Annotated in this window: 19 protein-coding genes and 1 tRNA gene; 10 read left to right on the forward strand and 10 right to left on the reverse strand. The window is 67.5% G+C overall.

The window, feature by feature from the left end; all coding sequences use genetic code 11:
• Positions 1-1,914, reverse strand: a complete 1,914-nt coding sequence (thrS, locus tag F2Q65_RS07125) for a threonine--tRNA ligase (RefSeq protein WP_150091866.1) — start codon at positions 1,912-1,914, stop codon at positions 1-3.
• Positions 1,915-2,154: 240 nt separating this feature from the next.
• Positions 2,155-2,231 (reverse strand) — tRNA-Val (locus F2Q65_RS07130).
• Positions 2,232-2,542: 311 nt separating this feature from the next.
• Here F2Q65_RS07130 and F2Q65_RS07135 point away from each other — a divergent pair.
• From F2Q65_RS07135 to F2Q65_RS07145, 3 genes are read left to right on the forward strand one after another with little or no spacing between them, the layout of a single operon-like run.
• Positions 2,543-4,066, forward strand: coding sequence for a fumarate hydratase (locus F2Q65_RS07135; RefSeq protein WP_150091868.1), 1,524 nt, complete (start codon positions 2,543-2,545; stop codon positions 4,064-4,066).
• Between the two features lie 32 nt (positions 4,067-4,098).
• Complete coding sequence (locus tag F2Q65_RS07140) at positions 4,099-5,088, forward strand: YhdH/YhfP family quinone oxidoreductase (protein ID WP_150092083.1); 990 nt, start codon at positions 4,099-4,101, stop codon at positions 5,086-5,088.
• A gap of 10 nt (positions 5,089-5,098) precedes the next feature.
• Positions 5,099-5,404 carry a YhbY family RNA-binding protein gene (locus tag F2Q65_RS07145; RefSeq protein ID WP_150091870.1) on the forward strand — a complete coding sequence of 102 codons (306 nt, stop codon included), beginning with the start codon at positions 5,099-5,101 and terminating at the stop codon, positions 5,402-5,404.
• Positions 5,405-5,594: 190 nt separating this feature from the next.
• On the opposite strand, the gene F2Q65_RS07150 is transcribed toward F2Q65_RS07145, so the two are convergent.
• From F2Q65_RS07150 to F2Q65_RS07165, 4 genes are all read right to left on the reverse strand, one after another.
• The gene (locus F2Q65_RS07150; protein ID WP_150091873.1) at positions 5,595-6,014 is read right to left on the reverse strand and encodes a rubrerythrin family protein; all 420 of its coding nucleotides are present in this window, start codon (positions 6,012-6,014) and stop codon (positions 5,595-5,597) included.
• 75 nt (positions 6,015-6,089) lie between these two features.
• Positions 6,090-6,869: a DNA/RNA nuclease SfsA gene (gene sfsA, locus F2Q65_RS07155; protein WP_150091875.1), complete on the reverse strand. Its 780-nt coding sequence runs from the start codon at positions 6,867-6,869 to the stop codon at positions 6,090-6,092.
• A 19-nt stretch (positions 6,870-6,888) separates the two neighbouring features.
• A complete protein-coding gene (locus F2Q65_RS07160; protein WP_150091877.1) occupies positions 6,889-7,185 on the reverse strand; it encodes an acylphosphatase in 297 nt (98 codons plus the stop codon).
• A gap of 3 nt (positions 7,186-7,188) precedes the next feature.
• Positions 7,189-7,722: a thioredoxin family protein gene (locus tag F2Q65_RS07165; RefSeq protein ID WP_150092085.1), complete on the reverse strand. Its 534-nt coding sequence runs from the start codon at positions 7,720-7,722 to the stop codon at positions 7,189-7,191.
• Between the two features lie 238 nt (positions 7,723-7,960).
• Between F2Q65_RS07165 and F2Q65_RS07170 the strand changes: the two genes are divergently transcribed.
• Complete coding sequence (locus tag F2Q65_RS07170; protein WP_150091879.1) at positions 7,961-9,235, forward strand: NupC/NupG family nucleoside CNT transporter; 1,275 nt, start codon at positions 7,961-7,963, stop codon at positions 9,233-9,235.
• A 199-nt stretch (positions 9,236-9,434) separates the two neighbouring features.
• Here F2Q65_RS07170 and F2Q65_RS07175 read toward each other — a convergent pair whose 3' ends face one another.
• The 4 genes from F2Q65_RS07175 to F2Q65_RS07190 form a co-directional block, all read right to left on the reverse strand.
• A complete protein-coding gene (locus F2Q65_RS07175; protein ID WP_150091881.1) occupies positions 9,435-10,346 on the reverse strand; it encodes a patatin-like phospholipase family protein in 912 nt (303 codons plus the stop codon).
• A gap of 63 nt (positions 10,347-10,409) precedes the next feature.
• Complete coding sequence (locus F2Q65_RS07180; protein ID WP_211353982.1) at positions 10,410-11,408, reverse strand: S49 family peptidase; 999 nt, start codon at positions 11,406-11,408, stop codon at positions 10,410-10,412.
• Positions 11,405-12,112, reverse strand: coding sequence for an HAD-IA family hydrolase (locus F2Q65_RS07185; protein WP_342782226.1), 708 nt, complete (start codon positions 12,110-12,112; stop codon positions 11,405-11,407). The genes F2Q65_RS07180 and F2Q65_RS07185 overlap by 4 nt, the downstream gene beginning before the upstream one ends.
• A gap of 13 nt (positions 12,113-12,125) precedes the next feature.
• Entirely contained in the window at positions 12,126-13,169 is a 1,044-nt protein-coding gene (locus tag F2Q65_RS07190) for an RluA family pseudouridine synthase (protein WP_386115771.1), read from the reverse strand.
• A 508-nt stretch (positions 13,170-13,677) separates the two neighbouring features.
• Between F2Q65_RS07190 and rne the strand changes: the two genes are divergently transcribed.
• The 6 genes from rne (at position 13,678) to F2Q65_RS07220 (ending at position 21,668) form a co-directional block, all read left to right on the forward strand.
• Entirely contained in the window at positions 13,678-16,740 is a 3,063-nt protein-coding gene (gene rne, locus F2Q65_RS07195) for a ribonuclease E (RefSeq protein ID WP_150091885.1), read from the forward strand.
• Between the two features lie 105 nt (positions 16,741-16,845).
• Positions 16,846-18,117: a sulfotransferase gene (locus F2Q65_RS07200; protein WP_150091887.1), complete on the forward strand. Its 1,272-nt coding sequence runs from the start codon at positions 16,846-16,848 to the stop codon at positions 18,115-18,117.
• On the forward strand, positions 18,114-19,292 hold the full coding sequence (locus F2Q65_RS07205; RefSeq protein ID WP_150091889.1) for a glycosyltransferase: 1,179 nt from the start codon (positions 18,114-18,116) through the stop codon (positions 19,290-19,292). The genes F2Q65_RS07200 and F2Q65_RS07205 overlap by 4 nt, the downstream gene beginning before the upstream one ends.
• Positions 19,276-20,082, forward strand: coding sequence for a polysaccharide deacetylase family protein (locus tag F2Q65_RS07210; RefSeq protein WP_150091891.1), 807 nt, complete (start codon positions 19,276-19,278; stop codon positions 20,080-20,082). Before F2Q65_RS07205 ends, F2Q65_RS07210 begins: the two co-directional genes overlap by 17 nt.
• 55 nt (positions 20,083-20,137) lie before the next feature.
• Complete coding sequence (budA, locus tag F2Q65_RS07215; protein ID WP_150091893.1) at positions 20,138-20,968, forward strand: acetolactate decarboxylase; 831 nt, start codon at positions 20,138-20,140, stop codon at positions 20,966-20,968.
• A 19-nt stretch (positions 20,969-20,987) separates the two neighbouring features.
• Positions 20,988-21,668: a hypothetical protein gene (locus F2Q65_RS07220; protein WP_150091895.1), complete on the forward strand. Its 681-nt coding sequence runs from the start codon at positions 20,988-20,990 to the stop codon at positions 21,666-21,668.
• Positions 21,669-21,733: the final 65 nt, after the last annotated feature.

Genomic DNA, 21,733 nt, shown 5'->3' on the forward strand with positions numbered 1-21,733 from the left:
TCATTGGCGACTTGCGACGGCGTCGGACAGGTGCCGGGTCACGGATTCGATGTCCATCGAACCGAGATCCTGGCCCTTGCGATCGCGCACGGCGACTGTGCCCTGTTCGACCTCCCGGTCGCCCACCACCAGCAGGAATGGGACCCGCTGCAGGGTGTGCTCGCGGATTTTAAAGCCGATTTTTTCGTTCCTCAAGTCGGATTCGACACGGAAGCCGTTGTCGTGCAAGGCCTTGGTGACCTGCCTCACGAAATCGGCCTGGCGATCGGTGATGTTCAGCACCACCGCCTGCACCGGCGACAGCCAGACGGGCATGGCGCCGGCGTAGTGCTCGATCAGGATACCGATGAAGCGCTCCATGGAGCCGAGGATGGCGCGATGGATCATCACCGGCACCTGCTTGCTGTTGTCCTCGGCAATGTAGTGGGCGTCGAGCCGACCGGGCATCGAAAAGTCCACCTGGATGGTGCCGCACTGCCAGGTGCGGCCGATGCTGTCGCGCAGCGTGAACTCGATCTTGGGCCCGTAGAAGGCGCCCTCGCCGGGCTGCACCTTGAACACCAGCCCCTTGTCGCGCAGCGACTTGTCCAGCGCCGCCTCGCCCTTGTCCCACAGGGCGTCACTGCCGACGCGTTTCTCGGGGCGCAGGGACAGGGCCAGCTCGATGTGATCGAAGCCGAAATCGCGATAGGTCTCGAACACCATGTCGATCAGCGTCGAGACTTCCTGCTGCAGCTGGTCTTCGGTGCAGAAGACGTGCGCGTCGTCCTGGGTGAAGCGGCGGGCACGCATCAGCCCGTGCAGGGTGCCGGAGGGCTCGTTGCGATGCACCACGCCGAACTCGGCGATGCGCAGCGGCAGGTCGCGGTAGCTCTTCAGCCCTTGGTTGAATAGCTGGATGTGCCCCGGGCAGTTCATCGGCTTGATGGCGAAGTCATGCTCGTCCAGCTGGGTGGTGAACATGTCGTCGGCAAACTTTTCCCAGTGCCCGGAGCGTTCCCACAGGCTGCGGTCGAGCACCTGGGGCGTCTCCACCTCCTGGTAACCGTACTCGTCCAGCTTGGCCCGCATGTAGCGCTCTACCTCGCGGTAGATGACCCGGCCCTTGTGGTGCCAGAAGGCCATGCCCGGGGCCTCTTCCTGGAAATGGAACAAATCAAGCTGCTTGCCGAGCCGGCGATGGTCGCGCTTTTCGGCCTCTTCCAGGCGATGCAGGTAGGCCTTGAGCTCCTTCTTGTCGCGCCAGGCGGTACCGTAGATGCGCTGCAGCATGGCGTTGCTGGAGTCGCCACGCCAGTAGGCGCCGGCCACCTTCATCAGTTTGAAGCCGTTGCCGAGCTTGCCGGTGCTGGGCAGATGCGGGCCGCGACAGACATCGAACCAGTCTCCCTGACGGTAGACGGACACCGCCTCACCTTCCGGAATGATGTCGTCGATGATCTCCACCTTGTAGGTCTCGCCGAGCTCGGCGAAGGTCTGCTTGGCGGTTTCGCGGTCCCAGACCTCGCGCTCCAGCGGCAGGTCGCGCTTGACGATCTCGTGCATGCGCGCCTCGATGGCGGCCAGGTCGTCGGGCGTGAAGGGCTCGTCGCGCGCGAAGTCGTAGTAGAAGCCGTTCTCGATGGCCGGACCGATGGTCACCTGGGTGTCGGGGTAGAGCTCCTGCACCGCCTGGGCCATGACATGGGCGGCATCGTGACGCAGCAGCTCCAGCGCGTCGTCGTCGCTGCGCGTGACGATGGCCAGGGACGCATCCTGATCGATGACGTGGGAGGTATCCACCAGCACGCCGTCCAGCCGACCGGCCAGGGCGGCCTTGGCAAGGCCGGCACCGATGTCGGCGGCGACGTCTCGCACCGCAACCGGTGCGTCGTACTTTCGAAGGGAACCGTCGGGAAGGGTGATTTGCGGCATCTCGAACCTGCTGGGTCAGTGGTGATCGATACGAGGGATCACATGCAAGAAGTGGCGCGTCGGCCTTGCCGGGATGGCGTGCCGGCCAACGGAATCCCGCTCTCGGCGAGGCGTCAGGTTTTGCGGGTCGCCCACCAGGATGTCGGCCAATGTTGGCCGGGCAACTTGCTGGCACCTGCTGGCAACAGGCCTGCAAAAAATAAAGGCCGCCAGCCTGACGTGAGGCTGGCGGCCTGTGCTTGGTAGGCACGAGTGGACTCGAACCACCGACCCCCACCATGTCAAGGTGGTGCTCTAACCAACTGAGCTACGCGCCTTCAGAAGCCGAGGATAATACCCGGCCGATCCGGCACTGGCAAGCGAAATTTATTTCAACATCCATGTCAGCGGTCACGGCACGCCTGCCTGCAGAGCTTCAGCCGCAAGCCACAACATTCTCAATAGAAAATCGAACACAAATCTGAGACTCATGCATTCCTCTGCGCCCTCTTTGCCTCTGCGGTTGATCCCGAGCCACGGCGAAGGGATGCGTCCTGGATGCCCCAAAGTTCGCAAGGCCGCACGAAAGGCGTGAAATCTCTATACTGGTGGGCTTGATCACTGACCACTGACCACCCGTCCCGAGGCCATGACCACCATCCGGCAGCAAGACCTGATCCAGAGCGTCGCCGACGCCCTGCAGTACATCTCCTATTACCACCCGCCAGACTACATCCGTGCCCTCACCGCCGCCTACGAGGCCGAGGCATCACCCGCCGCCAAGGACGCCATGGCGCAGATCCTGGTGAACTCGCGCCTGTGCGCCGAGGGGCATCGGCCCATCTGTCAGGACACGGGCATGGTGGTGGCCTTCGTGCGCGTCGGCATGGACGTGCGCTGGGAGGCCGAACTGGACCTGCAGGCGATGATCGACGAAGGGGTCCGCCAGGCCTACGGGCATCCGGACAATGTGCTGCGCGCCTCCATGGTGTCGCCACCCATCGGCGCGCGCAAGAACACCGGCGACAACACCCCCGCCATCGTCCATGTGGAACTGGTCCCCGGCGATACGGTGGAGGTGCGCCTGGCAGCCAAGGGCGGCGGTTCCGAGAACAAGGCGCGCTTTGCCATCCTCAATCCCAGCGACAGCCTGGTGGACTGGGTGCTGAAGACCGTGCCCACCCTCGGTGCCGGCTGGTGCCCCCCCGGCATGCTCGGCATCGGCATCGGCGGCTCCGCGGAGAAGGCGATGCTGCTGGCCAAAGAGGCGCTGCTGGAGGACATCGATATCCACGAGCTGAAGGCCCGCAGCCCGGCCGATGCCATCGAAGAACTGCGCCTGGAGCTGTTCGAGAAGGTCAACGCCTTAGGAATCGGCGCCCAGGGCCTCGGTGGCCTGACCACGGTGCTGGACGTGAAGGTCAAGACCTTTCCGACCCACGCCGCCTCCCTGCCCGTGGCCATCATTCCCAATTGCGCCGCCACGCGGCACATCCATTTCCGGCTCGACGGCAGTGGCCCCGCTACGCTGACGCCGCCGCGGCTGGACGACTGGCCCAGGCTCGACTATGACCCGACCGCGGGGGCCAGACGCGTCCAGCTCGACGGCATCACCCGCGAGGAGATCGCCAGCTGGCAGCCCGGCGACCGCCTGCTGTTGTCGGGCAAGCTGCTGACCGGCCGCGACGCCGCGCACAAGCGCATCGCCGATCTGCTCAGCCGCGGCGAGCCGCTACCCGAGGGCGTCGACCTGAGCGATCGCTTCATCTACTACGTCGGGCCGGTGGACCCGGTGCGCGACGAGGTGGTCGGCCCGGCCGGCCCCACCACGGCCACGCGCATGGACAAGTTCACCGAGCAGATACTCGCCGAGACCGGTCTCATCGGCATGATCGGCAAGGCCGAGCGCGGCCCCGCCGCCATCGAGGCCATCCGGCGCCACGGGGCGGTGTATCTCATGGCCGTCGGCGGCGCCGCCTATCTGGTGGCCAAGGCCATCAAGGCCTCACGCCTGGTGGCCTTCGAGGACCTGGGGATGGAAGCGATCCGCGAGTTCGAGGTGCTCGACATGCCGGTTACCGTCGCCGTCGACAGCCGCGGCACATCGGTGCACCAGACCGGTCCGCGAGAATGGCAGCAACGCATTGGCAAGATCCCGGTGGTGGTGGAGTAAGAACCATGACAGGACCTGTAAAGACCCAGCCAATGAGCACCCAGCGCGCCTTTCGTATCCATCATGACGCACAGGGTCATCGCGCCGGCGTCGAGACCCTGGCCGTGCCGGCGCCCGCCGACGGCGAGGTGCTGATCCGCGTCGGCTACTCCGGCGTCAACTACAAGGACGCCCTGGCCGGCACCGGCAAGGGCAAGGTGATCAAGCGCTTTCCGATCACCGGCGGCATCGATGCCGCAGGTGTCGTCGAGACCTCTCTGGACGCGCGCTTCCAGCCCGGCGATGCGGTCATCGCCACCGGCTGGGGCCTGGCCTTCGACCACGATGGCGGCTATGCGCAATTCCTCTGCGTGCCCGGCGACTGGCTGGTGCCCATGCCCGCCGGGCTGGATCCCCGCGCGGCCATGCTCCTCGGCACCGCCGGCTTCACCGCGGCGCTGGCCGTGCAGCGTCTGCTGGTGAACGGCCAGACGCCGGAGATGGGGCCGATCCTGGTCACCGGCGCCAGCGGCGGCGTCGGCTCCATCGCCATTGCCATCCTCGCACGGCTCGGCTTCGAGGTCGCCGCCGTGTCCGGCAAGGCCGAGCTCCAGGACTGGCTGACCACCCTTGGCGCGACGCGCATCCTCGGCCGCGACGCGCTGCCGGGCGGCGACCGCCCGCTGGAGCAGGCCGTGTGGGGCGGCGCCATCGACAATGTCGGCGGCGCCATGCTCGCGCAGATCACCCGTACCGTCGTGCCCTACGGCAACATCGCCGCCGTCGGCCTCGCCGGCGGCACGGCGCTGAACACCACCGTCATGCCCTTCATCCTACGCGGTGTCGGTCTGCTCGGCTGCGATTCCGTGCACATCGCCCAGTCCTTGCGCAACGAGCTCTGGCAGCATCTGGCCAGCGACTGGCGCCCGGCGGACCTGGACGCCATCCGATCGGACAGCACGGGCCTGGACGGCCTGCCGGCGGTCTTCGAGCGCATGCTGGCCGGCCAGACCCACGGGCGCGTACTGGTAGAACTGGGATAGAGAACACCTTATGCCAACGTCCATCACAGAACCACAGCGCCGCTGGCTGAAGAAGCAGGCGCACCACCTGAAGCCTGTCGTGCAGCTGGGCCAGGCCGGCCTGAGCGACGCCGTGCTGGCAGAGATCGAGAGCGCGCTCGATCACCACGAACTGCTCAAGGTCCGCGTCAACGGCGGTGACCACGCACTGCGCGACGCCGAGGTGGCCGGCATTGCCGCGCGCACCGGCGCAACCCTGGTCCAGCGCATCGGCAATGTCGCCATCTACTACCGCGCCAACCCCAAGCGCCGGGAGCCCATCCGCCTGCCCGCCTGACGCTGCTCCGCGCCGCGTTAGGAGTCAGGGAAATGCTGATTTATTCAGCATTTCCCGCGCGGGGCAGGAGGCCCCGCCATGTTTTGCGGCGCACGCCGCTGAATTTGAAGCGATTCGGAAACCGCATTTTCGACTCGCGTGCTGATTTTTGCCTGGCTCGGATCAGGCAGACCAGTCAATCAGCGTCTCCTCAGGTGTCGAGATTGTCCAGCGCCTTGCGGAAACGGTTGGCGTGGGAGCGCTCGGCCTTGGCCAGGGTCTCGAACCAGTCGGCAATCTCGTCGAACCCCTCGTCCCGGGCCGCCCTGGCCATGCCCGGGTACATGTCGGTGTACTCATGGGCCTCGCCAACGATGGCCGACTTCAGGTTGTCGTCGGTGGCGCCGAACGGCAGGCCGGTGATCGGATCACCCACCCGTTCCAGGTACTCCAGATGGCCATGGGCGTGCCCGGTCTCTCCCTCGGCGGTGGAACGGAACACCGCGGCCACGTCGTTGTACCCCTCGATGTCCGCCTTCGACGCGAAATACAGATAGCGTCGGTTGGCTTGGGACTCGCGCGCGAAGGCCAGTTTCAGATTTTCTTCGGTCTTGCTGCCCTTCAGGTCCATGCCTTGCTCCACGTGTTCTCGATCGCGTCAACGACCATCAGTTTTCACCCCTGTCCCGAGCGGTCCGGGCGGCGTTCACCCTGAACCATCTTGCTGGAAACCACCTTGCCGGGAACCATCTTGCCGGGAACCGTCTTGCTGGAGATCCACGGGAACCGAGGCCCCCACCCGGATGCCGTCGGCCTCGTGCAGCAGACGCAGGGCCATCACCTCCACCCCCGCCGCTGCGGCCTGCTGCAACCGCTCCCCGTAGGCCTGATCAATGGCCCATGCGGGTGCGAAACGGTCGCCCTCCGGCCGATTCAGCGCGAATACCATCACACCCCGCAGCCCCTCGGCCACCGCCGCCATCAGCAGGTCCAGATGCCGACGGCCGCGTTCGGTGCGGGCATCCGGAAAGCGCAGACAGTCCCCGTCCAGCAGCGTGACGTTCTTCACCTCCACCAGCACCCGGGGCCGGAAGGGCTGTGCGTCATCGCCCAGTCCGATGTCCAGCCGCCCGGCGCTGCCGTCCGCTGCGCGATAGGCCACCTCGCGTCGCAGCCGCGGATAGCCCGCCAGGGGCGGAATCGCACCACTGGCGATGCCCTCGGCGATCACCGCATTCGGACGGGCGGTGTTGATGCCGATCCAGCCGCCACCCATATCCACCCGCTCCAGGGTCCAGGCCAGCTTGCGCCGCGGATCATCGCTGTGACTCAACTGCACCGGCGCGCCGGGCTCCCAGCAGCCGGCCATGCTGCCGGTATTGGGCACGTGCGCCACCACGGTAGTCCCGTCGGCGAGGGTCACGTCGGCCAGGAAGCGTTTGTAGCGGCGAACGATCCGACCGGCTGTCAGCGTCGGCAGTTGCAGGGTTCCACTCCCGTGTCCTTCAGCCGGTGACGAAGCCCGTCAGGGGACGGTACGCCATCGGCTCGCATGCCACCCCGGTCACCCGGGCATTCGCCGGACCGCGGCTCAGCCAGGCGCGCAGGGCGTCGACCGCCTCCGCCGGGCCACAGGCCAGCACCTCGACCCGGCCGTCCGGCAGATTCCGGGCGTGGCCCGTCAGCCCCAGGTTCTTTGCCTGCTCCCGGGTCGAGGCACGGAAGAAGACACCTTGCACGTGCCCTGCCACATGACAAAGCACGCAGACCTGACCGGATGCATCCTGGTGAAGATCAGACATCGATCATCCGGCTGACGCCGCGCTGTCGCTCTGCTGACGCTTGTACTTGCTGAACGTGGTGTCCCGGTAGGCCCCCTCAACGACATAACGGCCAAGCAGCAGAAATTCCTCCGCGTCCCCTGTCGCCCCGGTGTAGCGGGCGACCAGGTTGCCGTCCAGATCGAAGAAGGCGAACACTGGCGTGGCACGCACACGAAACTGCTTCAGTGCGAAGTCCTTCTGCACCGCCGTGTTGCCCTGGAAATCCGTCACTTCCACGTCGCCTTCCACATCCACTGCGAAGATCAGGAAGTTGTCCTTGAAAAAGTCCTGCACCTCGGGCTGGTTCAGCACCTGGGACTTCATCCGATGACAGAACGGGCATTCGTCCATCTCGAACATCAGCAGGATGCCCTGCTTGCCGTCATCCCGAGCGGTCTGTAACTCTTCGCTGAAATCGCCGAAGGTCTGATCGAAGAAATACTGTCCGGGATCCCGCGGCTCAGCGGCCGCCGCGGCGCCACCCAACCCGAACAGCAGCCCGAACATGAACACCATCAGCACCCCCGGGAGCGGGGTTCGCCGCCAGAGTGAATACGGCACGGAAACCGCAGGCATTGGGCAGTTGGCTGGCATCGTCTGTCTCCTTAGCGGTGGTTTACTTCGGGATTGTCCGCAGATCCGGGGCGCTTTTCAACGCGTGCGTTTGCCGCTGCCGCAGCGCTGATCCGGAAGCGGAGGCGATGGAGTAGACTGGCACGGTCAGCCTTCCCCACGACAGGACGCAGCATCACCCATGGGCGCCATCCTTCACGGCCTGTTCGGCATCACCGTTCTGCTCGGGTTCGCCTGGCTGCTGAGCGAGGACCGGCGACGCATCAGTCTGCGGCTGATCATCGGCGGGCTTGCGCTGCAGATCATGCTCGCGCTGCTGCTGCTGAAGCTGCCGGCGGCACCGGAGCTGTTCGGTGCGGTCAATCAGGTGGTGCTGGCACTGCAACGCGCGACCGAGGCCGGTACCAGTTTCGTCTTCGGTTACCTGGGTGGTGGGCCGACGCCGTTCGAGATCGTCTCGCCGGAGCACGGTTTCGCGCTGGCCTTCAACGCGCTGCCGCTGGTGCTGGTGATCGGCGCCCTGTCATCACTGCTGTTCCACTGGCGCGTGCTGCCGCTGGTGGTCCGCGGCCTGGCCTGGATCCTGCGGCGCACGCTGGGCATCAGCGGGGCGCTGGGACTGGGCGCCGCCGCCAACGTCTTCGTCGGCATGGTGGAGTCGCCGCTGCTGATCAAGCCCTATCTGCACCAGATGAGCCGCGGCGCGCTGTTCGCGCTCATGACCACCGGCATGGCCACCATCGCCGGCACCGTCATGGTGCTCTATGCCACGCTGATCGCGGATGCCGTGCCCAACGCCATCGGCCATATCCTGACCGCATCGCTGATCAACGCGCCCGGCGCACTGATCATCGCCGGCATCCTGGTGCCGGAGTCCGCACCATCGCCGCGCGGGCAGTTGCCGGACAGTGGCCCCGACATCGGTGCCGAGCTTGGCCGAGACACGGGCAGCGCCATGGATGCCCTGACCCGGGGCGCCCTGGACGCCATCCCGCTGCTGCTGAACATCATTGCCATGCTCATCGTCATGATCGCGCTGGTGAGCATCGTCAACGAACTGCTGGGCCTGCTGCCGGGTCCCGGCGGCACCGACCTGACCCTGCAGCGGCTGCTGGGCTGGCTGTTTGCGCCGGTGGTCTGGCTCATGGGCATCCCATGGCACGAGGCCTTCACCGCGGGCCAACTCATGGGCGTAAAGACCGCCCTGAACGAACTGCTCGCCTACCTGGACCTGGCTGCACTGCCCGCCGACGCACTGAGCGAGCGCAGCCGGCTGATCATGACCTACGCCCTGTGCGGTTTCGCCAACTTCGGCAGCCTGGGCATCATGCTCGGCGGCATGGGCACCATGGCCCCGCAGCGCCGTGCCGAGATCGTCGCCCTGGGTCCCCGCTCGATCCTCGCCGGGACCCTGGCCACCCTGCTCACTGGCACCATCGTCGGCATGCTGATCTAGGGAAATGCTGATTTATTCGGCATTTCCCGTGCGGGGCAGGAGGCCCCGCCATTTTTAGCGGCGCAAGCCGCTGAAAATGAAGCGATTCGGAAACCGCGTTTTCGAATCGCGTGCTGATTTTTGGCCAGGAGGCCAATAAATCAGCGTCTCCCTAGCCGAACCCCCGGCACAACATGCAATGCAACAGCGTGCACCGGCCTCAGTCCGGTCGATCACCCCTGGCCATGGCATCCGCCGCCAGCCGGTAGCCGATGTCGATCAATTCGCGGGCGCGGTGGAACTCGTGGGCCTCGCAGACGTCGCGTGAGACGTCGATCACCACGTCAGGGGCGTAGGCCGCCAGCTTGACGGCGGCGATGGCGTTCTGCATGGTCTCGAAGGAGCGGCTGACCAGATCGAACATGCCCAATTCCTCCGCCTTGCCGGAGGATCTGAAGTTCTCGCCGATGTCGTCCAGAAACTGCAGGATGCGAGCTCGCAGGTCGAGGTCGCCCTCCTCCCGTCGGTCGGCAGATGGCGTCGCGGCAGGCGCCGGCGGTGGACAGCTGACCGGATCGGCGTTGAGGTTCACGGCGATGGTCAGGTCGGTGAAGTCGCGAAAGGTCGGCGCAATGGGGATGGGGTTGAGCAGGCCACCGTCGAGCAGCGTCAGTCCCCGGTACTGGTGCGGTGTGAACACCGTCGGCACGGCGATGGAGGCGCGGATGGCATCGAACAGCGGGCCGTCGGAGAACCAGACCTCGCGCTGGCGCTCGATGTCGGTGGCCACCGCCGTGAAGTGGATGGGCAGGTCCTCGATGGCATGCTCGCCGACCATGCGTTTGAGGGTGTCCATGATGCGGTCGCCCTTGATCAGCCCGCCGGAGGCGAATGCCAGATCCAGGAAGCGCAGCACGTCGGTGCGCCGCAGGGCGCAGACCCAGTCGCGATAGCTGTCGAGCTGACCTGCCGCATGGATGCCGCCCACCAGGGCGCCCATGGACGCGCCGGCGATGGATTCGATGCGGTAACCGTTTTCCTCCAGCCACTGGATGATGCCGATGTGGGCCAGCCCCCGGGCGCCGCCGCTGCCCAGGACCAGAGAGACGCGTCGGGCCGATGTATCGGACATGGCCGGGTTCAGCGCCGGATCACGGTCGTTTCGAAGCCGGGCAGGCGCCGTATCATCGCCGGTTCAGCGCAGCGCCGGCGCCGCGTCGAGACCCGTCACCCGGGCCAGGGTGGACGCAAACGACGCGCCCAGGCGGTCGGACAGACGCTCGATCAGGTCCTGCTTGGCGCTGTACTCGACGATGTCCTCGACGCCGATGACCTCGCGGGCCACATAGCTGCTGCTGCCCAGGCCATCGCTCAGCCCCAGCGCGACGCTCTCTTCACCGGTCCAGAACAGGCCGCTGAAGACCTCGTCGCCGCCGGTGAGCCGCTCGCCGCGACCGTCCTTCACTGCCTGGATGAATTGCCCGTGCAGCTTGTCGAGCAACCCCTGGACATAGGCGGTGTCCCAGTCGCTCAGCGGCAGGAAGGGATCGAGGATGCCCTTGTGCTCGCCGGCGGTGAGCAGCCGACGCTGGATGCCGAGTTCGTCGATGGCCCGCTGGAAGCCGAAGCTGTCCAGGCGGACGCCGATGGAGCCGATCAGGGTAGCCTTGTCGACGTAGATCGCGTCGGTTGCGACGGCCACGTAGTAGGCGCCGGAGGCACAGATGTCCGAAGCGACGGCGTAGACCGGCTTGTCGGGATACTCGCCGCGCAGGCGACGGATCTCGTCGTTGATGTACCCGGACTGCACCGGACTGCCGCCGGGGCTGTTGATGCGCAGGATGATGCCCTTGGCGTGGTCCGCCTCGAACGCCTTGCGCAGCGCCGTCACCACCCGGTCGGCGCTGGCGTCGCTGTCCGGCGCGATGATGCCGTCGATGTCGATGAGCGCGGTGTGCTCTTCCACCGCCTTGAGCGAGTCGCCGAAGCCATCGGCGTAGTAGGCGCCCACCAGCAGCAGCAGGTAGAGCAGGATGCCGATGCGGAAGACGATGCCCCAGCGGCGCGAGCGGCGCTGGTCGCGCAGGAACTCGGCCGCCATCTTGTTGATCAGCGCCCGCTCCCACTGCGGATCGTCCGGCGCCGGCATGTCCGAGGTGGACGGCTTCCAGAACTTCCAGGACTCCCTGTTCATGCGCTCGCGACCTCCAGTGCGCCGGTGACGGAAGAGGGGTGCTCCGGCCTTGCCCCCTGCCCCAGCCACTGCGGCAGTTCCGCGATGGCGGACAGGCACCCCAGGGGCTCGAGGGCGAGCAGTCGCTCCGGGGCATGCACACCGTAGCTGACCCCAAGCGCGGCAACACCTGCGTTGCGGGCCATCTGCAGGTCGTATTCGGTGTCACCGATCATCAGGCAGCGGCCGGCGTCGGTGCCGAGTTCGTCCAGCAACTCCAGCAGCATCTGCGGATGCGGCTTGGAGAAGGTCTCGTCGGCACAGCGGGTGGCATGAAAAACGGCATCGAGCCCGGTCTGCCGCAGGGCGCTGTCCAGCCCGCGGCGGCTCTTGCCCGTGGCCACGGCCAGCAGGTAGCCCGCCGCATGCAGTTCGGTGACCACCTCGGCAGCCTGCTCGAACAACGGCGTCGGTGTGTCGTTGGCCTCCAGGAAGTGGTGCCGGTAGCGCTGGATCAGGTCCAGGCGCTGGGTGGGTGCCGACTCTGGCCACAGACGCCGGATCGCCTGCTCCAGCCCGAGCCCGATCACGTCCCGCGCCTGGGCCGGCGGCGGCGGCTGCAGGCCGAGATCGGCAAAGGCCGCGGACATGCTGGCCACGATCCGCGCCTCGGAATCCATCAGGGTCCCATCCCAGTCAAACACCAGCAGGTCGAATTTCATCATCTGTCGGCCATCGTCATCTTGCGGATTTCATCTTTCGGACTTCATGAATAGGGTCTTGTTCCTCGAGTCGCTGCAGGAAGACCGTCAACTCCGTCGGCAGGGGTGCCTCCACGCGGGTCTGCGGCGCCCCTTCGGCGGGCGTGAAGCTCAGGGCGGCGGCGTGCAAAAACAAGCGCTTCAGCCCGACCTGTCGCAACGCGCGGTCAGCTTCGGCATCGCCGTACTTGTCATCGCCAGCCACCGGCGCGCCGATGCTGGCCGCATGCACCCGGATCTGGTGGGTGCGACCGGTATAGAGGTCCACATCCACCAGCGTCAGGCCACCGTAGGCGCGGACGCGCCGGAACACCGTGCGCGCGGGTTTGCCCTGCTCGGTGTCCACCTGCACCAGGCGCTCGCCCCCACGCAACTGGTACTTGCGCAACGGCGCGGTCACCTCCACCGTCGCCCGCGGCAGGGTGCCGGCCAGCAGCGCCTGGTAGCGCTTGCGGATCTCGCCCTCGCGCATCTGCCGATGCAGTTCCCGCAGTGCACTGCGCCGCTTGCTGATCAGCAGGCAGCCCGAGGTGTCGCGGTCCAGCCGGTGCACCAGTTCCAGCTCCGCACCCGGCCGCAGCGCGCGCAGGGCTTCGATGACGCCGTTGCTGATGCCGCTACCGCCATGCACCGCCATACCGGCCGGCTTGTTCACCACCAGCACCCGGGCATCTTCGTACAGCACCGCGTCCGCCAGCGCAGCCAGCATGCCCGTTGCCGGCGCCGGACGCGATGCGGTCTCCGCCTGGCGCACCGGCGGCAGGCGCACCCAGTCGCCGGCGGCGAGGCGCTGCGACGGCTTGGCCCGCCCCTTGTTGACGCGTACTTCGCCGCGTCGCAGCAGCTTGTACACCAGGCTGCGCGGCACACCCTTGAGGCGCTGCAGCAGGAAATTATCCAGCCGCTGACCGGCCAGGGCCGCCGGCACCTGCACCTGCTGCACGCCCGTGGGCCCGTTTCGCGCCGCACTCTCCGGCGACGCGGACGCGTCGCCGAGCCGCGGACGCGAAGCCCGGCGCACGCCGCCACCGCTTGGCCGGGTCGCCCTGCCCCGTGGTTGTCTGGAATCCGGCGTCGAGGTCAATTGCTGGTCCCGCAAAAGCTTGCTAGTATGCCGGACTTGTGTTGCGCTGGCGAGACGATTGCCCGAAAAGGGCTCACCGCCTGCGCGCCCGGTCCGCCGGTCGCGGCATCCCGCAGCCGGCATCGAGCGCCAGCCAAACCCGCAGTACAGAGAATTCTTAACCGGTCGGCAACCAAGGTCGCCGACCTGCCCGGCACCTGCATCCACCCTGGCAGGGGCACACTTTGAATTTTGGCGCGTGCTCGACGCGCGCCCCGCCTCGGACCGCCCGTCCCGCTGCTCCGGCCCTCCGCCGGATGCCCGGACTGGCAGGCGCCCCCTGGCGGCCCGCGTCGAGCGTGGCGGCACAGGGGGCCGACTGCGCGCGTACACCCCTCGGGAACTGGCCAGATGCCGGCCCGAGGGCCTGTCGCCCCGCGCCATGGCGAGAGACTCACCTCACCTCATGAAACGCATGCTGATCAACGCAACGCAGCCTGAAGAGCTGCGCGTTGCGATCGTCGACGGTCAACAACTGTTCAACCTGGATATCGAAACCCCCGGCCGGGAACAAAAGAAGGCCAATATCTATAAGGGCGTGATCACCCGGGTGGAGCCCAGCCTGGAGGCAGCCTTCGTCGACTACGGCGCCGAGCGCCACGGCTTCCTGCCGCTGAAGGAGGTCTCCCGCAGCTACTTCCGGCAGGAGCTCAAGCCGGGGGCCAAGGCCAATATCCGCGAGCTGCTCAACGAGGGTCAGCAGGTCGTGGTGCAGATCGACAAGGAGGAGCGCGGCACCAAGGGCGCGGCCCTGACCACCTTCATCTCCCTGGCCGGGCGCTATCTGGTGCTGATGCCCAACAACCCGCGTGCCGGCGGGGTATCCCGCCGCATCGAGGGGGCGGACCGATCCGAACTGCGCGAGGTCCTGAGCCAGCTGCAGATCCCCGAAGACATGGGGCTGATCGTGCGCACCGCCGGCGTCGGCAAGAACACCGAAGAGCTGCAATGGGACCTGGACTACCTGCTGCAGCTGTGGGACGCGATCAAGACCTCCAGCGAGGAGCGTAGCGGACCCTTCCTGATCTATCAGGAAAGCGACATCATCATCCGCTCCATCCGCGACCACCTGCGCGCCGACATCGGCGAGATCGTCGTCGACAGCCCCGAGATGTATCGCCGGGCCGAGGCCTTCGTGCAGCAGGTGATGCCGAACAACCTGAAGAAGCTGCGGCTGTACCAGGACGAGGTGCCGCTGTTCACCCGCTATCAGATCGAGAGCCAGATCGAATCCGCCTTTCAGCGCGAGGTGCGGCTGCCCTCCGGCGGCTCGGTGGTCATCGACCACACCGAGGCGCTGACCTCCATCGACATCAACTCCGCCCGGGCCACCAAGGGCGCCGACATCGAGGAGACGGCGCTCAACACCAACCTGGAGGCGGCCGACGAGATCGCCCGCCAGCTGCGCCTGCGCGACCTCGGCGGCCTGTTCGTCATCGACTTCATCGACATGACGCCGGCCAAGCACCAGCGCGAGGTGGAAAACCGGCTGCGCGACGCGCTGAAACAGGATCGTGCCCGGGTGCAGGTGGCGCGCATCTCGCGCTTCGGCCTGCTCGAGATGTCGCGCCAGCGACTGCGCCCGTCACTGGGTGAGTCCAGCCAGCACGTCTGCCCGCGCTGCAAGGGTCAGGGCACCATCCGCGGCATCGAGTCGCTGGCCCTGTCGGTGCTGCGCATCGTCGAGGAAGAGGCGATGAAGGACAGCACTGCGCGCATCCTTGCCCAGCTGCCGGTGGATGTGGCCACCTTCCTGCTGAACGAGAAGCGCCGCGCCATCCTGGAGATCGAGCAACGCCACCGCATCGAGGTGCTGCTGCTGCCGAACAGACACCTGGAGACCCCGGACTACCGCATCGAGCGCATCCGCGTGCAGGAGACCGATCGGCTGTCGGACGAGGAGCCGAGCTGGAAGCTGGCGGCGGCCCCCGAGAGCGAGGTACCCGGCTTCGCCCGCCCCGCAGTCGAGATCCGCGCCGAGGAACCCGCGGTGAAGGCCGTCACGCCGGCGATGCCCGCACCACAGCGCCGCGAGCCTGAAGACGCGGTTCCGGTCGCGCAGGACACATCCTCCGTCGCCGATGCCGTCGAGCAAGGCCGGCGCAATGAGAGCCTGATCAAGCGCATCTGGACCCTGCTGGTCGCACCGCCCGGATCTGATCAGGGCTCGGATCAGGCGGCCCATCAGGCAGCCGACCAGCAGCCGATGTCGGCCGGCACCCGCTCCTCCAGTGCGCAGGCCTCCGAGACCACATCCCGCGGCGAGTCCAGGACCTCGCGCGGCAGCCAGTCCGCCGGACAACCCCGTCGGCGCGACCGCACCACCGGCCGGGATCAGCAGGGCGAGCAACGACAACGCCGACCCCGTACTCGGCGCGACGGCGAGGTCTCCGCCGAGAGCGGCACCGAGGGCAAGGGGCGCTCGCCCGCCGCCAAATCGGCATCCGCTGGGACATCCGCCGCCACGGGGGCCGACGGCGACCGCCAGCGTAGCGGCGGGCGCAAGGGTGGCCGCAGCCGCGGCGCCCAGCGCAGCGGCGACCAGACAGGCACCGGTCGCGATGAGACCACCGCCAGCGACGCCCATCTGCCGATGGTGATAGAGCCATCGGACACAACGCAGTCTAGGGAGGCCCAGTCCGGCCAGCGCAGCAAGACATCCGAGACCGGCAGGCAGAGCGAGAAACAGACCGGAGACCGACCCGAGGGCCAGACCACGGCCCCCGACGCAACCACGGCAGATGCCGCGGCCGAAGGCGACCAGGGCAACGGTCGCAGCCGCTCCAGCCGACGTCGCCGAGGCGGGCGTCGCCGCCGCAGCAGCGCACAGGGTCCGGTCGAGACCTCGGCAGCCGAGACCAGGGTACAGGAGGGCTCCGAGGCGTCCGGTGCTCAGACCGACAGCGGCAGCCCGTCGGCGGGACCGACCCGGCAGCAAGGGGATCAGCAGGGAGATCAGCAACCCGGCCAGCGATCAGAGCAACCGCCCGTTCAAGCCGCTGGTCAAGCCGTCGGGCAAGCGTCGGACAAGCCCGCCAGGCAGACATCCGACCAGCAACAGTCACCGGTCCAGCAGGCGCCGAGTCGGCCGGAACCGAAACCGGAACCGAAGCCGGAACCGAAGCCGGTGCCCGAGTCGAAATCGGAATCGAAGCCTGAGTCAAAGCCCGAGCCAAAACCCGAGCCAAAACCCGAGCCAAAGCCCGAGCCAAAGCCCGAGCCAAAGCCCGAGCCAAAGCCCGAGCCAAAACCTGAGCCGGAACCGAAGCCTGAGCCCAAGCCTGAGCCCAAGCCTGAGCCCAAGCCTGAGCCCAAACCGGAACCCGTTTCCGCCCCCGCGAAGGCGGCGGCGTCGCCGGCCACCCCTGCGATGACGCCAGCCACGCCGAAGCCCGAGGCGACACCGCCCTCCCCCAGGCCCGCGGCCGAACCTGAGCCGGCGCGCAAGTCGGAGACCGGCGAAGGCTGAGGATGCTCACGTCCCGGTACAGGCACTGAAGCAAAAGGCGCCCTTGCGCAGGGCGCCGCATCCCGGCCAAAGTAGCGAAACCCACCGCCTACCGATGGACATCGTATGTTCGACCTCGTCCCGATCAGCACCCGGCGCCTGTTCAAGCTGGCCCTGACGGCGCTGCGGCAATCACCGGACGGGGAGGCGCCGCTGACGGCGTACCGGGTGTTGGTCCTGCTCGGGTTCCTGCCGCTTTTCGCGCTGGTGCAGGGGATCCACTGGCTGGGATTCCTGTGCGATGATGTCTTCTTCCGCGGCTGGCGCCAGGTTCGCGTCCGCGATCCGCTGTTTGTGCTCGGGGTGCCCCGCAGCGGTACCACGCGGCTGCACCAAGTGCTGGCGCGGGATGCGCAGTTCACGACCTTCGCCGCCTGGGAGTGCCTGTTCGCGCTGTCGGTGACCGAGCGCCGCTTCTGGCTCGCCCTGGCCCGGCTCGACAAGCGGATCGGCGCACCGGCGGGCCGCATCGTCGGCTGGCTCGAACGGCGCGTGTTCGGTGCGCTGGATGCCGTCCACCCTATGGGGCTGACCACGCCGGAAGAGGACTACTTCACGCTGATGCCGATCCTCTCCTGCTTCATCCTGGTACTCGCCTTTCCCGCCAGCGAGCATCTGTGGCGCATGGGGCTGTTCGACCGGGACATGCCCGAAGACGAGCGTCGCCGCATCCTCGACTTCTACGAAAACTGCCTGAAAAAGCACCTGTATGTGCATGGCGAGCACAAGCGGCTGCTGTCGAAGAACGCCTCCTTCGCACCCCTGGCGCTGAGCCTGGCGGAGCACTTCCCGGATGCCCGTTTCATCGTCTGCCTGCGCGATCCGCAACAGACCATTCCGTCGCAACTGAGCTCCATCACCCCGGGGCTGCAACTGTTCGGCGTCCCGCAGGACAGCGCCCCGGTGCGGGAACGGCTGCTGGAGCAACTGGCGTTCTACTACGACAACCTGCAGCGGCTCGAGGCATCGCAACCCGCCGAGCGTTGCGTGACCCTGACCCTGCCGCAACTGAAGGGCGAGCTGGCGGCCACCCTGACCGCGGTCTACGCCCGCTTCGGTCTGCAGCTCGGCGCGGCCTTCGCCGACGCCTTGCGGGCCGAGGCCGGTGCCGCACGCCGCTATAGCAGCGGCCATCGCTACACCCTGGAACAGTTCGGTCTGGATGCGAGCCAGATCGCACAACGCTTCGCCACTGCCTACGCCCACGCCGGGATGCAGGCCGGCGCCGGACCGATGCCGGCGGACCGCTCCGCTGTGGCTGCGGAGGCAACCGGGGCACAGACCACCCTGCCGGCTCCAGGGGAACGGGCGGGGACCGGGACGGGGGCGGGGTCATGAACAGCCCCGCTGCATCCGCACCGGGCACGATCGACGCCATTGGCGGTGCCGGTGTGCCGGACGCCCGCGGACTGCGTGTGGCAGTGGTCTCCGACGCCGCCCCCGAGCGCAACGGCGTCGGCGCCTACTACCGCGATCTGGTGGATCACCTCAGGGCCGTCGGCGCCCGCGTGGAACTGATCTCGCCCCGGTTTCGCGCCGGGCGCTGGTACGGCGGGCTCGGCCTGCCATTGCCCGGCGACCCGACGCAGAAGTTCGTGCTGCCCCGGGTGTCATTGCTGACACGGCGCTTCGATCGGCTCCAGCCCCAAGTGGTGGTGGTGCCCACCCCCGGACCCTTCGGCATGCTCGGCATGTTCCTGGCCCGTCGGCGCGGGGCGCGCCTGATCATCGGCTTCCATACCCATTTCGAGCGGCTGGCGGATCTGAACCAGCACGGGCGCCTGTTCGGCGCCCTCGCCCAGGGCTACCTCAACGCCTGTAATCGCGCGCTGTTCCGCGCCTCGGACCTGGTGCTCGCCAACTCCCCGGAGATGGTGGACATCGCCCGCAGCATCGGCGCCTCGCACGCGGGCCTCATGGGCACGCCGATACCGCGCGTCTTCCTGCAGCAGCCGCCCACGCCCATGTCGCCGCAGATCGGCCGCGTGCTGTTCGCCGGCCGACTGGCGCCGGAAAAGAACCTTGACGCCGTGGTCGACGCGGCCCGGGCGCATCCCGACCTGCGCTTCCTGATCGCCGGCGACGGCCCGCTACGGGGCTGGCTCGAGCAGCAGGCGGCGGACCTGCCCAACCTGGACTACATCGGCTGGGTTCGGCGCGGCCGCATCCTGCCGCTGATCGACAGCATCGACGCCCTGGTCTTGCCCTCCACCGTGGAGTCCTTCGGCACCATCGCGCTGGAGGCCATGGCCCGGGCGCGACTGGTGATCGTCTCCGCCCACTGCGGTATCCTCAGCTGGGACCGGCTCGAACAGGGCCTGTTCCGGATTCGCGACGACGAGACCCTGGCGGACACGCTGACACGGCTGCAAGGGCTGAACCGGGCGACCCTGGAGCACAAGGCGGCCACCGCACGCAGCGCCGCCGACGACATCAATGCGCGCAATCTGCGCCACTGGCTGCGCATCCTCCAGCACGGCGACACACGGGGCATCGATGAACCTGCCGACTGAGCAACCCGACCCGACAGCGCAGACCACCGCCGGCGACGACCCGGTCGGGCTGGTGTCGATTCACGACCTGATGCCGGCCACCCTGCCCGCGGTGCGGCGAACCATCCGGCTGCTGGAGGGGCTGGGCAGCACGCCGGTCACGCTGCTGGTGGTACCCGGCACGGGCTGGAGCCGCGACGGCATCCGCTACCTGCGGTCGCTGCAGGACAACGGCTACCGCCTGGCCGGGCATGGCTGGCAGCACCGGGTCGACGCCTTCGGCGGCCTGTATCATCGCCTGCACGGGCTGTTGCTGTCGCGGCGCGTGGCGGAGCATCTGGCCCTGGACGAGGACGCGATCATTGCCCTGATGGCACGCTGTCACGCCTGGTTCGGCGACAACGGCCTGACGCCGCCGTCGCTCTATGTGCCGCCGGCCTGGGCCATGGGGCGGGTGTCCCTTGCCCGTCTTGCCCAGGACAGTCCGTTCCGTCTATACGAGACCTTCAGCGGCCTGCAGGACGCCGAAAGCGGACGCCTGCTGCGGTTGCCCCTGCTCGGCTACGAGGCCGACAGTGCGCTGCGGGTGCCCGTCATCCGCGCCTGGAACGCGCTCAACCGATACCTGGCCCGACGCTGCGGCCGGCTGCGCATCGGGCTGCACCCCTTCGACCACGAACTGCATCTGCGCGCCGATCTGATCGCCGATCTGCAACGCTACCGGTCCTTGGTCGACTACGACACGCTGCGCGCGACACTGCCGGCACCGGCCCTGGGCAGCTGTCCCGGGCCCGAAACCGGCGGCCGATGAGCCAGCCCCATACGCGTTACCCCCGATGAACGAGCCCCGGACGAACACGCCACCGATGCAGGAAACAGGACCGCTTCCGCCCGAGCTCCTGCAGCAACTGCAGCGCCGAGCCCGGGCCAGCGGCCAGAGCGTCGACGCCTGCCTGCAGCAGGCCCTGCGCCAGTATCTGAAACCGACAACGGGCAACCACGCGCTGTACGTCTCTGCGCCGGTGAACGCCCTCATCGAGGGCATCTACCAGGAAAACACCCGCATCGGCGACATCCTTGCCCACGGGGACTTTGGCCTCGGCACCTTCAACGACCTGGACGGGGAGATGCTGGTGCTCGATGGCGTGGTGTACCAGATGCGCGCCGACGGCCATACCTATCCGGTGGACGCCGACACCCGCACGCCCTACACCTGCGTCTGCTTCTTCTCGGCGGACAGCACGGAGCAGGTGCGCGAGCCGATCGACAGCTTCGCCGACCTGCAGGCCCTGCTGGCGCGCCTGCTGCCGTCGGCCAACATGATCTACGCCATCCGCATCGAGGGAGCGTTCGACGCCATCCGCTTCCGCTCAGTGCCGCGACAGGACAGCTACCGCCCCTTGGTGGAGGTGGCCCGGGAGCAGCCCGAGTTCGAGCTGCAGCAGGTCCGCGGCGTGCTGGCGGGCTTCTGGACGCCGGACTTCATGGGGTCGCTGACGGTTCCTGGATATCATCTGCACTTCATCGACGCCGAGCATCGCACCGGCGGCCATCTGCTGGACTGTCGCGCCCGCGAGCTGAAGATCAGCCTGCAGCATCTGGCCAGCCTGCAGGTCGGACTGCCGATCACGCTGGACTACCTCACCGCCGATTTCACTCGGGACCTCGGGGCCGATCTTCAGGAAGCCGAGCATTGAGCTGGCGCGGAGTCTGCGCATGACCTTCACCGAACGGAGCCAAGATAGCCGAACCCTGATCCGTCTGGTGGGCTTTGTGCTGTTGTTGGTGCTGCTCAACAGCATCGCCGGACTGGTCGCCATCCGCTACACCCACACCAGCTATCAGGAGGCCTTGGCGCAGCTGCGCGACTTGGCCGAGACCCGGGACCTGGCCCGCTCCGCCCAGATCCAGTTCAAGATCCAGGTGCAGGAGTGGAAAAACACACTGCTGCGCGGCAATGATGCGGACGACCTGCAGCGCTACCGCGCCGCCTTCGAGCAGCGCTCGAAGACGGTGTCCGAGCTGCTCGCCAAGCTGCGAGAGCACGCCGCCACCGCCGAACTCCCCGAGGCCGACATCGACGACCTGCTGCGCCGCCACGCGGCCATGCTGGCAAGCTATCGCCAGGCACTGGCGCCATTCACAGAGAACGCAGGCCAGACGCCGCGGGAGACGGATCAGCAGGTCCGCGGCATCGACCGCCGCCTGGCCGTCGACATCGACCGCATCGGCGACATGACCAACACCCGGGCGCTGACGCTGCAACAGCGCCTGGAGCAGGCCTCGCGCGAGCGCTATGAGACCGTATTCCTCTACAGCGTGATCGCCAACCTGCTGGTGGCGGCCCTGGTGCTGCTGATCCTGCTGACCTCGCTGTCCGCCATGCGGCAGCGCTGACCCCCGCCCGACCGCGCCGTCGCGCCAAGGTGGGCGATGACGAGATGGCGCACATCCCGTTCGGC

Origin of the sequence: Thiohalocapsa marina (genome assembly GCF_008632335.1) — a bacterium.
Classification (GTDB): Bacteria; Pseudomonadota; Gammaproteobacteria; order Chromatiales; family Chromatiaceae; genus Thiohalocapsa; species Thiohalocapsa marina.